The sequence below is a fragment of the Streptomyces sp. NPDC034099 genome, assembly GCF_055575415.1.
Window position 1 is genome coordinate 1 of record NZ_JBVISR010000028.1, and the last position, 12083, is coordinate 12083.

Genomic DNA, 12083 nt, shown 5'->3' on the forward strand with positions numbered 1-12083 from the left:
CGGTGGGACACGAAGACCTCCGTGCGGTGCAGTCCTAGACAGCTCCACCACACCGGAGGTCTTCGCCATGATCAAGCCCCATCGGCGTTAACAACGCTCGTGATCAATACATGTATGGCGCCTTCGCCGAACGGTGGGGCGACATCGTGATGTCCCGCAGAGCGACCCCGGCCCGTCCATGAGCCGGCCCGGCTCGCGCGGGGGTGTCCCGGACCACTGAACCCGTAGGGCGCGGAGCCGCCCGGCCCAGCCCGGGCCGGGCGGCTCTACGCCGCGCCGACTCCCGGGCCTCCTTACCTCCGTGTTCCCGCCGTCCCCGGCCGGGCGCCACCGCGTCCCTGCCGGAACCGACGAGAGAGGGGCTCGCCCTTGGGCCCTGCCGTTACTCGGCGGGGGAGAACCGTCACGCCGGTATGGCTGAACGGCTCGTCGACGTCTGACGGACCTCCAGCGAACCCGGGGCGCATCAGGACCGGCGGAGGGCGATGCGGGCCGCGACCGGGAGGTGGTCGCTCTTTGTCGCCGGGAGGGTCCAGGCCGAGGTGGCTTCGACGCCCTTGGTGAGGATCTGGTCGATGCGGGTGATCGGGAAGCCGGACGGCCAGGTGAAGCCGAAACCATGGCCCGCCGTCGACTGGGCGGAGTCCATCGCCGTGGTGAGCGGTTGCAGCGCGCGGTCGTCGGTGGATCCGTTGAAGTCTCCCATCATGACGAGGCGTCGATGGTTGTCGGCCCTCACGTGCGCGGTCAGGCGGCCGAGTGCTTCGTCCCGTGCGCGCGTGGTGAAGCCGGCCGTGGTGACGCGGACGGAGGGGAGGTGGACGACGTAGACGGCCAGCGGGCCCTCGGGGGTGTGCACCGTGGCCCGTACGGACCGGCTCCACGGCATGATCGGTACGGCGCGGGCGTCGTGCAGCGGATAGGTGCTCCACAGCCCGACGGTCTCCTCGTAGTAGTGGTACGGGTACGAGGCCGCCAGGGCGCGTTGATAGGCGGATGCCGTGCGGGGACTCAGCTCCTGCAGCGCGAGGACGTCCGGGCGGGCCGCGAGCAGGCTGCGTACGGTGCCCTGCGGGTCGCGGTTGTCCTGGTTGACGTTGTGGCTCACCACGGTGAGGTCGCCGCCCGGCACGGATTTGGGAGCGAGAGCGGGACCGAAGAGCGTCGTCCAGACGGCGGTCGGCAGGGCCAGGGCTGCCAGGGCCGGACGCGCTCTGCGCAGCAGTGCCGTGACCAGCAGGGGCGGGATGGCCAGGGCCGTCCAGGGCAGCAGGGTGTCCAGCAGACTGCCCAGTCGGCCTGGGGTGTTGGGGATCCCGCTGTGGCAGAGGAGGAGCAGCGTGAGAAGGACGCTGCAGGAGGCGGTCAGGACTCCTCGGCCATGGCACTGGACCCACGGCCGCGACGGTGCCCGTCGGGGCAGCCGCCCTGACCTCGGCTTAGCGAGGATCGGGTTGGGCGACCCTGCGGTTCCCGCCTCGCTCGCCGGCCCGGTGGTCCCGGTCGCTTTGGTTGCTGCAGCTTCCGCGTCGTTCGCTGGTCGCGTTGTCGCCATGCTCGCTCGGTTCTTCTTCCGTCCGTCCTGGTCCCACTGCGCTCGGGGGAGTCGGAGCCGAGGTCGGTATCCCGCTCGGGGTCAGGAATCGGCTGCGGCCAGGCCCGCGGCCAGGGTTGTGTACGACCGCATGCTGCTCACACGCGTCGACCGTCCGATGGCGCCAGGCTGAACACCGCCTGCCCGGCCGACGGTGAAAAGCGGCGGTGACGAGGGAGGGCCGCGCGGACCTCCGTCCCGCCGCCCGGCCGGAGCCCGGCCCGTGTCGAACCGGGGATCGCCCCGCCCCGCATAGTCGCCGAGGGGTGCGCCCCTGCGGCGGCGGGGCGGCTCGCTCATGTCAGGGGTTCGGGCTGTCCCAGGCGTCCGCGGGTGGCGAGGAGGAGGATCGTGGCACCCGCGACGGCGGCGAGGAAGAACGCGTGGGCGGCGTCCGACGTGTGCAGGGAGGGGAACATGTCGGACCAGGCCGTGGACAGATAGTTGTTGACGCCGCAGTGCAGGAGCATGACCAGGGGCATGCTCTCGCCGGACTTGTTGAACACCCAGGTCATGACGACGCTGAAGGCGATGGTCGTGGCGATGAACTCTGCGGGCTCGATCCAGGACACGTCCGGGCCGCCGCCCCATTCGGTGAGGAACAGCGGCAGGTGCCAGGCGCCCCACAGGGGGCCGACGACGAGGGTGGCGGTGAGGGCGCCGTAGCGGTTCTGCATGCGGGGCATGGCGAACTCGCGCCAGCCGGGTTCCTCGGCGAGGCCGGTGGTGACCATCTGGACAACAAGGGCGGGGAGATAGGCGGCGAGGAGTGTGGCGGACGGAAGGGCGGGGGCCCGGCCGGCCAGCGCGGCCGAGGTGAGGACCAAGGCCGTCGGTACCGACAGCAGGACCAGCAGGTACCAGCGCAGGCCGACACGGAACCTGGTCATACGGCCGCGCCACACCTTGAGGCCCGCACGGCCCTCGGTGATGCCGGTGACCAGGAGCGCCGCGGTGACGGGGCCGAGGTAGGCGCCGGGCAGGACACCGAGGAGCTGGGAGCCCGCGGTGCCGCCGGGGAAGGCGAAGTCCCAAACACCGGTGCCGTTCTCGGACAGGATGTATGGGGCCCAGGCCGCCCAGCTCAGCCCGTAGGCCAAGGTGAAGAACCAGATGAGGGGGCGGCGGCGGATGCTGCCACGCCAGCCGCGTCGGGCGGCCGGGGGCTCGGGCGGAGCCATCGGGCTGACGGGGGTGTGAGTGATCACCGGGAGGCCTTTCTCGACGGGCTGGCGCGGTGTGATCAGCACACCAGCTCGGCACCCGTGGATCACTCCCGTGCACTCCCGGAGTGGACGTACAGCAGGCTGTACCCGAGGGGGCGGGTACCCCCTCGAGCCCGGGGACCCGAGCGGGTGGCGGCCGTCCGAGCCCGGGGGCCGCTACCGGCCCCGCAGCGGGGTCCACGAGTGAACGGTCGGCCCGGCGGTCGCGCGGCGCTTCTTCAGCGCGGATGCTGGGGCAGCCCCGGCTGGTAGGCCATGCAACCAGTCGGGCGCGGCTACGGCGCCCAGTTTGGTCTTGGCGCGCCGGGCGTGGATGCGTACGGTCAGCGGGCTGAGGAAGAGTCGTTGGGCGATCTCGTGGTCGGACTGCCCGGTCGCCACCAGGGCCGTCACCTCGCGCGTTTGCGGATGGAGTCGAGTAGCGCGTCCGTCGACACGTCGTCGCTGAGGAAGCCGCCGGCGCCTAGGGGTTGTCCCGTATGGGGTGTGAGTTATCCGGTGAGGGCCAGGTTGTGAAGCCGGGCGATGCCGAGCATGGCCTGGTGTACGCCGTTGCCCTTGAGTCGGCAGTCCCGCAGGATCTTCCAGTTTTTCAGCCGGGACAGAGCATGTTCGACCCGGGCTCGGACCCGGCGGTGGACTGCGTTCTCTGCTTCCTGCCGTGGGCTGAGGTGGCTCTGACCTCGTCGTTTGCGGTGCGGGATGAGCAGGCCGGTGCCCTGATAACCGCCGTCGGCGATGGTGGGGGCGCCACGGCAGGCCTGGTCGGCGCCGGACTCGGTGAAGGCCCGGCAGTCGTTGCGGCTGCCGGGCAGCGGCAGGCCGATCGCCACGACCAGGTGGCTGTTGGCGTCGATGACGACCTGAAGGTTGGTCGAGTACCGGTAGTTCTTGCTGGACGCGGCGACGCTGCGGTCGCGGGCGGGCACCAGGGTGCCGTCGACGATGTAGACGGTGTCCTTGCGCGGCCGGCGGGGCGGCGAGATGGCCAGCAGAGGTGCGAGGTGGTCCAGGACGCGGTCGGCCGCGGACTTCGAGATTCCGAAGAGCGGCGCCACCTGCCGCAATGTGAGGTTCGTGCGCCAGTACGTTGCCACCAGCAACACCCGGTCCTCCAACGGCAGCCGCCAAGGCCGGCCGCGCTGAACGTCACCACCACGGCGCCGCACCAATGCCACCAACCTGGCGAACTGTACTTCGGACAGCCCGGAGAACGGCTCGATCCACTTCGGATCATCCGCTGAGATCACCCCACCCATGCCCGGTCAACGCACCACCCGCCACATGGGTTACGGGACAACCTCTAGTCTCCTGAGTCAGGAATTCTACCTGCGGACTCTCCGGCGTTGCGCCGAACCGGACGGTGGCCGGACATCTGATCAGCGTCTCCGACGGCACCTCCCGGGCCCGGAGGCCAGCGACCGGCGGAGGGCGATGCGGGCCGCGACCGGGAGGTGGTCGCTCTTTGTCGCCGGGAGGGTCCAGGCCGAGGTGGCTTCGACGCCCTTGGTGAGGATCTGGTCGATGCGGGTGATCGGGAAGCCGGACGGCCAGGTGAAGCCGAAACCATGGCCCGCCGTCGACTGGGCGGAGTCCATCGCCGTGGTGAGCGGTTGCAGCGCGCGGTCGTCGGTGGATCCGTTGAAGTCTCCCATCATGACGAGGCGTCGATGGTTGTCGGCCCTCACGTGCGCGGTCAGGCGGCCGAGTGCTTCGTCCCGTGCGCGCGTGGTGAAGCCGGCCGTGGTGACGCGGACGGAGGGGAGGTGGACGACGTAGACGGCCAGCGGGCCCTCGGGGGTGTGCACCGTGGCCCGTACGGACCGGCTCCACGGCATGATCGGACGATCAGTGCGGCGTCCGGTGTACGGGCAGCCGACGGGGCGGGTGCACGGCATCCACCGACGTACGATCGCGGACGTGCAGACAGAAGGCAGGCGGGTCGTCGGTGTCGGTGCAGGTCCGGCGCTCCACGACACGGGTGCGTACGCCCGCGAGGCCGGCCCGCGCTTGAATCGCATGAGCATTGATCAGCAATTGCCGCTGTCCTCCTTGTCCTCCCCGTCAACCCGCCCCGGGCTGCCGCGAAGGGAACGTGAACGGGCCCTGCGGGTGTCCCTCGACCTGCTGGACCGCCCAGGTTTGGACGTGCTGACCATGCGGCGGCTGGCCGGGGCGACATGCTGGCGGAGCCGTCGAGACCGCGGAGGCGGAGGCGGGGGTCGAGGCCGGGACATGGAACGAGCGGGTCGGGGCGTCGGCTCCCGGTGCGCTGCGGGCCGTGGCGTCGCCGGAGCGCCACCCCACCTGGACGCCACTCCGTCCACCCTCGCCGGTACCGACTTCGACCGCCTCTTTGAGTACGGGCTCGGCCCGCTCGTCCAAGGCCTGAAGATCCGCCATCGAATCCAAAGAAGACGGTATAAAAGGGAAAAATTCCCTGCCAGAAAGTAAAATTCGCATGGAAGGCCTCCGGCGTACGAGCGCGTGGGGTACTTCTCGACGCGTGTATCGCGCGAGGGATGGTCATGAAGGCACTGTTCCGTTCCGCTTCCGGTCCCCGTGAAGGACCTCGCGCCCTGCTGAGTCCGCGCAGTGCCGCCGGACAGGTGTTCCTCCTCCAGATCGGGATCGTGGTGCTGCTGGTCGCCGCTGCTGTCACGGCGCTGATCCTGCAGGCCCATCGGGACAGCACGAGGGAGGCCAGGCGGCAGTCGGTGACCGCGGCGGAGGCGTTCGCCAACGCTCCGGGCATGGAGGAGGCGCTGAAGTCGCCGGATCCGACCGCGGTACTGCAACCGCGGGCCGAGGCGTTCAGGAAGAGGGGCGGTGTCGACTTCTTGACCGTCACGGACACGCACGGCATTCGTTACACCAACCCGATCCCCGAGCGGATCGGCAAGAAGTTCGTCGGAAACATCGAACCGTCGTTGCACGGTCATGTCCTCGTCGAGACACTCGACACCCCCGCGGGCCGCGTCGTCCAGGCGGTGGTACCGGTCACCGGGGCCGACGGCTCGGTGATCGGTGTGGTGTCCTCGGGGCTCAAGGTCCGTAGCGTGACCAGTATGGCCGCGAACCAGCTGCCGATCATCCTCGGCACCGGCGCCGTCGCCCTCATCGTGTCTACGACTGGGACGGCACTGGTGGCGCGCCGGCTGCGCCGCCAGACGCATGGCCTGGGCCCGGTGGAGATGGCCCGGATGTACGACCACCACGACGCGGTGCTGCACGCGGTGCGGGAAGGTGTGTTGATCACGGGGCCCGACGGGCGGCTGGTGCTGGCCAACGACGAGGCCCGGCGACTGCTGGACCTGCCGGCAGACGTGGAGGGCCGTCCGATCAGCTCGCTCGGTCTGGACGAAGGCGTGGAACGGATGCTCGCTTCGGTCGAGCCGGTCACGGACGAGGTGCGGCCGGCGGGCGATCGACTGCTCGCGGTGAACAAGCGGATCACCGCTCCTCACGGCGGGCAGCCCGGCAGCGTGGCGACCCTGCGCGACACCACGGAGCTGGCGGCGGTTTCAGGACGGGCCGAGGTCGCCCGGGCACGACTGACGCTGCTGTACGACGCCGGGGTGCGGATCGGGACGACGCTGGACGTGGCCCGCACGGCGGAGGAGCTGGCGGAGGTGGCGGTGCCGCGGTTCGCCGACGTCGCGGCCGTGGACCTGCTGGAGACGGTGCCGAGAGGGCAGGAGCCGACCGCCGAGGCATGGGGACGGATGCGTCGTGCGGCACTGTGCGGCGCGGCGGAGACATCGGCGCTGCCCCCGGTGGGAAAGCTGATCACGGTCGGGACGGCACCGGGCCGAGCGCTGGAGTCCGGGCGGGCTGTAGTGGAGACGGCGCCGGGCGACGTGGCCGGTCCCCCGCCACCGGCGCAGGGACTGGGCCTGGACCGGGATCAAGACCAGGTGCGGGCGATGCCGGAGTACGGTCTGCGCTCGCTGGTGACGGTGCCCCTGCGGGCACGGGGCGCGGTGCTGGGCATGGTGCACTTCTGGCGCACGGGGGACGCTCCCGCCTTCGAGGAGGACGACCTGTCCTTGTCCGAGGAACTGGCGGCGCGGGCCGCGGTCGCCCTCGACAACGCCCGCCGGTTCACGCGTGAGCACGCGATGGCCGTCACACTGCAACGCAGCCTGCTGCCGAGGGGGATCCCGGAACAGAACGCGCTGGTGGCGGCCTGGCGGTACCTGCCGGCGGAGGCGGGGGTGGGCGGGGACTGGTTCGACGTCATCCCGCTGCCCGGCAGCCGGGTGGCACTCGTGGTCGGCGATGTCGTCGGCCACGGCCTGCACGCGGCGGCGACGATGGGCCGGCTGCGGACCGCCGTGCACAACCTCTCGGCGCTCGACCTGCCGCCGGACGAGCTGCTGGCCTACCTGGACGACCTAGTGATCCGGATCGACGCCGACGAGAGGGCCGACGAGGAGCCGGGCGAGGGCGCGGGAGTGACAGGGGCGACGTGCCTGTACGCGGTCTACGACTCGGTGACCGGGATCTGCACGATGGCGCGGGCCGGACACCCGGCACCGGCGGTGGTGCGCCCGGACGGAATCATCGACTGCCCCCAGGTGCCGGTCTCCCCTCCCCTGGGCCTCAACGGCATCCCCTTCGAGACGGCGGAGCTGCGCCTGGCCGAGGGCTCGAAGCTGGTGCTGTACACCGACGGGCTGATCGAGGACAGGAACCGGGACATCGACAGCGGACTCGCGCTGCTGCACGGGGCGTTGCACGGGACGGCGGGCCGTACTCCGGAGGAGACGTGTCAGGCGGTGTTCGACACCATGCTGCCGGAGCACCCGCTGGACGACATCGCTTTGCTGGTGGCGGGCACCCGACTGCTAGATGCCTCAAAGGTGGCGCAGTGGGACGTGCCCACGGACCCGCGGGCGGTGGCCGGTGTGCGCCGGGAGTGCGCGCGACGACTGCGGGAGTGGGGTGTGGAGGAGACGGGCTTCACCCTGGAACTGATCCTCAGCGAACTGCTCACGAACGCGATCCGGTATGGGACCGAACCTATCGGAGTGCGTCTGCTCCACGACACGACCCTGACCTGCGAGGTGTCCGACGCGGGCAGCACATCCCCGCGTGTGCGCAGGGCAGCGACAACCGACGAGGGCGGACGCGGCCTGTTTCTGGTGGCGCACTACGCACAGCGCTGGGGCACGCGCTACACGCCGGACGGCAAGGTTATCTGGGCCGAGCTGACTCCGTACGCCGACGCGGCCGGCGGCGAGGCCGACGCCACCGCTGACACTCTCCTCGCCCAGTTCGACGACGACGTGCTGTGACGGTACGACGGAGGAGCGCTCAGCTTGTCATTTATGGTCCGACGTCGAACGCGGCTCGAACTTGATCGGCGTTTTCGCAGTTCAGCGGACATGAAGGCGGCCTTCGTCTGATCCTGTGCTCCGTCACAGAGGCATAGGAACAGCGTGAAGGCCGTGGTCGTGAGTTTGGTGCATCAAGGGGTCCTGCGGGATGCGTTCGCGGAAGTGTCACGCTTCCGGTCGGAGTTGTACGCCTGCATGACCGCGCGGGGCGACGCGTTGTTCGAGTTGTGTGACGCGCTGTTGTGCATGGACGGACCGGTTCGGACGCTGGTCGATCTCGCGCTCGCTCCCGAACACCGTCGTGGTCACGGAGCTCTGTACGGCGGGCTCAACCGGGGGCGGATCGACGTCGGCTGACTGCGTCGAGCTCTGGCCGGGACACGACTGCCGAGGGCAGCGGACGGTCGGCTGGTGCTGGCCGTGGACGTCTCGCCTTGGCTCAGGCCCGACGCCGATACCTGTGCTGACCTGTCCTTCTGCCACACATCCGGGCGGGGTGAGGGCAAGCATCAGATGGTGCCTGGCTGGCCGTACTCGATTGTGGCCGCGCTGGAGACCGGCCGCACGTCCTGGACGGCGGTGCTGGACGCGATCCGCCTGGAGCCAGGCGCCGACGTCGCCGCAGTGACCGCGGTGCAGATCCGCGAGGTCGTCGAGCGGATCGTCACCGCCGGTCAGTGGCAGCCGGGTAACCCGGAGGTCTTGGTCGTGCTGGACGCGGGATACGACGCCCCTCGCATCGCCCATCTGCTGGCCGGGCTGCCAGTCGAGATCCTCGGACGGCTACGGTCCGACCGCGTGATGCGGCGGCCGACACCAGCGAGGGTCTATGACCCCAAGGGCGGCCGGCCCGCCCAAGCACGGCGGCGAGTTCGTCTTCGGTGATCCCAGCACCTGGGGCAGCGAGCAGGCCGTGACGATCACGGACACCCGGCTCTACGGGAAGGCAACCGCGCAGGCGTGGGACCGGCTGCACCCACGGCTTACCCGGCGGGCGGCCTGGCTCGATCACGACGGACCGCTGCCCATCATCGAGGGCACCGTCGTCCGCCTGGTCGTGGAGAAGCTCCTCAGCGGCGGTGTGAACAAGCCGGTCTGGCTGTGGTGGTCAGGCACCGGTGCCACCGGGGCGGACGTCGACCGCTGATGGCAGTCCTTCCTCCGTCGCTTCGACATTGAGCACACGTTTCGCCTGTTCAAGCAGACACTCGGCTGGACCAGGCCCCGACTTCGAAGCTCGGAAGCGGCCGACCGGTGGACCTGGCTGGTGATCGCCGCCTATGCCCAACTCCGGCTGGCCCGCCGACTGGCCACCGACCTCCGCAGGCCGTGGGAGAAGCCAGTCGAGCCGAACAAACTCACACCATCCCGAGTCCGCAGAGGGTTCAGAAACCTGCACGCGAGGACCGGTTCCCCAGCCGGTGCACTGAAACCATCCCGTCCCGGCCCGGGTCGGCCGCCGGGCTCGAAAAACCGCCGCCGGACCATACGTCATGAAGTCGGCAGAGTGCTCGCCACCGGCGAGGCATACAGCAGGCCAGCGCACCACAAGGTCGGCACCAAACCCCGCAGAACAGGCTGACAACAACGGTAAGGATCAGCACACTGAGCGCATGCGATACGAGGAGAAGGCGAAGCTCACCACCGCGAGAGCCCTGGTGCCGGTGGCCATCCTCGTCGCCTCACCGGTGCTGCTGATAGCCGGGACACCAATCCGCCGCCGGTACCTTCGCTACATCTACCGAGATGGGGCGCCACTGATCTTGGAGAAGGAACAGGGCCGCATCAGCGTCCACTGGTTCGTGGTCACCAGCCCTCTCTTCGATTGGCTCTGCTGGCCCACACAGTCACTCGCCCGACTCATCTCACGCCGAGGTTAAACGGCAAGTTCAGCTTGTTCTTTATCTACCAGGACCTGGCGGGCTTGCCGATGGCCTGGGAATGGAATCCGCGAGACGGGCTGCCGACGGAGGCGGCAGCCCGTCGAGAGGACCCGAGATTAGCGGCGGCGGCTCTGGCCGCTCGGGGAGTTGGAACGAGAATAGGACGGCGGCGGACTAGAAGGCCTTTGGTTGTTCTGACCAGAAGGATCGGAGTGAGGTGCAAGTGGCAGGTACTGTGAAGCTGAATAGGGGGGCGGGATGGACTGCCCTGCGCTGTACGCAGGTGGCCTGTCCGTCGAGAGGGCGGCGCCTAGGGCAGTCATCCGCTGCTCAGCATTCGGCGGCAAGCTTTGAAAGAGTTGTTGCTCAGTCAGGGGGCCACCCCGGTAACCGTTTACGATAGCGCGACGTGTACAAGCAAGAACATGCCCATTGGGATTCGAAAGCGTCTCAATAGCGGCTGCCCGAAAGCGAGCCGTCTCAAGCTCGTGCGGGCGAGGTGGTCCTGCTGCCACGATCTCTCCGTTGCGGCGGGCGCGGCTCCTCTCCCAAGCATCTGTTGCAGCCATTAGCGCTACCGCATGTTCAATTTCAAGCTCTGTGAATTCTTGAGGCATGATACCTTCCTCGGACGTAGCCTGCAGGTCATCACTTTGAACGAAACTAGAGCGCGCTCGGTTCATCCGAACCTGCTACAGAACGTCACAGATCAGCGGTTCTGACACAGGTACTCACCCCTCCAGCAGTCGCTCGCCCACGTACTCGCCCTTCGCCGCCCCGCCCGGGACCGCGTACAGGCCGCTCGCCTCGTGCCGGATGTACTGCGACAGCGCGTCGCCCCGGTCCAGGTGGAACTGGAGCGGCACGAAGCCGCGCATCGGGTCCGACTGCCAGCAGACGAACAGCATGCCCGCGTTCGGCGTACCGTCCTCGCCGAATCCGTCGTGGTACGAGAACAGTCGGCGCAGGATGGTCGCGCCCTGGTTGTAGTCGGGGCGGCTGATGCGCGCGTGGGCGGTGAAGGGGACCGTGAGGTCACCCTCCGCGTGGGTCTTCCCCAGGTCCATGTCACTGGTCTCGGTGCCACCGCTCAGGGGAGCCCCGTCGGCCTTGCGCCGCCCGATGACCTTCTCCTGGTCGCCGCGGGACAGCTTCTCCCAGTCGTCCAGGAGCATGCGGATCCGGCGTACGACGGCGTACGAGCCGTCCGCCATCCAGTCGGGCTCGCCGTCGGAGGGGACGAAGACCTTCTGCTCGAAGTCCTTCTCGTCCGGCCGCGGGTTGCGGGTGCCGTCGACCTGGCCCATGAGGTTGCGGGCCGTCATGGGACGGTCGGTGGCGCCCGGCGAGCGGTTGAAGCCGTTCATCTGCCACCGCACCCTCACCGCGGAACCGGCGCCCTTCTGGATCGCGCGCAGCGCGTGGAAGGCGACCAGTGAGTCGTTGGCGCCGATCTGCACCCACAGGTCCCCTTCGCTGCGGGACTTGTCGATCCGGTCGGAGGAGTAGGGAGGCAGCGGAGCCAGCGCGTCGGGACGCCGACTCGCCAGCCCCGTGCGGTCGAAGAAGGAACGGCCGAGACCGAAAGTGATCGTCAGCGAGGCCGGGCCGGCGTCCAGGGACACCCCGGTGTCCCCGTCCCCGGCCGGCTTGCCCGCCATGAGCCGCTCGGCCGTCGCCGACCACCGGCGCAGCAGCGCGGCCGCCTCCCTGCGGCCCGAACCGGGCACCAGGTCGAAAGCGACGAGGTGACCGGAGGACTGCAGGTCACTGGTGATGCCCGACTGATGCCTGCCGTGGAAGGACGACTGCCCGGAACCGACCGAGGCCAGCGGGGTGTCGCCCGCCGGTGCGGCGGTCGCGTGCCCGGCGAGCGCACCCGCGGTCCCCAGCACCACCCCGGTGGCCCCGGCCGTGCCGAGCAACCGCCGGCGCGACACGACCGCCGCGCCCCTCGCACACGGCGGGAGGACGGGGGCCCGGGGGGCGCCCTCCGGAACCGTGGGCGTGGGGTGTTCGGACGTGGCGAGGACCAACC

Annotated in this window: 7 protein-coding genes and 1 pseudogene; 2 read left to right on the plus strand and 6 right to left on the minus strand. The window is 69.6% G+C overall.

Features of this window, described 5'->3' with window-relative positions:
• Positions 1 to 466 precede the first annotated feature (466 nt).
• The 5 genes from ACZ56V_RS38555 to ACZ56V_RS38575 form a co-directional block, all read right to left on the minus strand.
• Entirely contained in the window at positions 467 to 1555 is a 1089-nt protein-coding gene (locus ACZ56V_RS38555; protein ID WP_468948425.1) for an endonuclease/exonuclease/phosphatase family protein, read from the minus strand.
• Between the two features lie 335 nt (positions 1556 to 1890).
• Positions 1891 to 2802 carry a CPBP family intramembrane glutamic endopeptidase gene (locus ACZ56V_RS38560; RefSeq protein ID WP_468948427.1) on the minus strand — a complete coding sequence of 304 codons (912 nt, stop codon included), beginning with the start codon at positions 2800 to 2802 and terminating at the stop codon, positions 1891 to 1893.
• 174 nt (positions 2803 to 2976) lie between these two features.
• A complete protein-coding gene (locus ACZ56V_RS38565) occupies positions 2977 to 3213 on the minus strand; it encodes a LuxR C-terminal-related transcriptional regulator (protein ID WP_468948428.1) in 237 nt (78 codons plus the stop codon).
• A 98-nt stretch (positions 3214 to 3311) separates the two neighbouring features.
• Complete coding sequence (locus ACZ56V_RS38570) at positions 3312 to 4079, minus strand: transposase (protein ID WP_468948430.1); 768 nt, start codon at positions 4077 to 4079, stop codon at positions 3312 to 3314.
• Positions 4080 to 4199: 120 nt separating this feature from the next.
• Positions 4200 to 4658: an endonuclease/exonuclease/phosphatase family protein gene (locus tag ACZ56V_RS38575; RefSeq protein WP_468948431.1), complete on the minus strand. Its 459-nt coding sequence runs from the start codon at positions 4656 to 4658 to the stop codon at positions 4200 to 4202.
• Positions 4659 to 5348: 690 nt separating this feature from the next.
• Here ACZ56V_RS38575 and ACZ56V_RS38580 point away from each other — a divergent pair.
• A complete protein-coding gene (locus ACZ56V_RS38580) occupies positions 5349 to 8120 on the plus strand; it encodes a SpoIIE family protein phosphatase (RefSeq protein WP_468948433.1) in 2772 nt (923 codons plus the stop codon).
• Between the two features lie 159 nt (positions 8121 to 8279).
• Positions 8280 to 9744: pseudogene (locus ACZ56V_RS38585) on the plus strand (NF041680 family putative transposase).
• Between the two features lie 1032 nt (positions 9745 to 10776).
• Here the strand turns inward: ACZ56V_RS38585 and efeB are convergent.
• The gene (efeB, locus tag ACZ56V_RS38590) at positions 10777 to 12081 is read right to left on the minus strand and encodes an iron uptake transporter deferrochelatase/peroxidase subunit (RefSeq protein WP_468948435.1); all 1305 of its coding nucleotides are present in this window, start codon (positions 12079 to 12081) and stop codon (positions 10777 to 10779) included.
• Between the last annotated feature and the right edge of the window lie 2 nt (positions 12082 to 12083).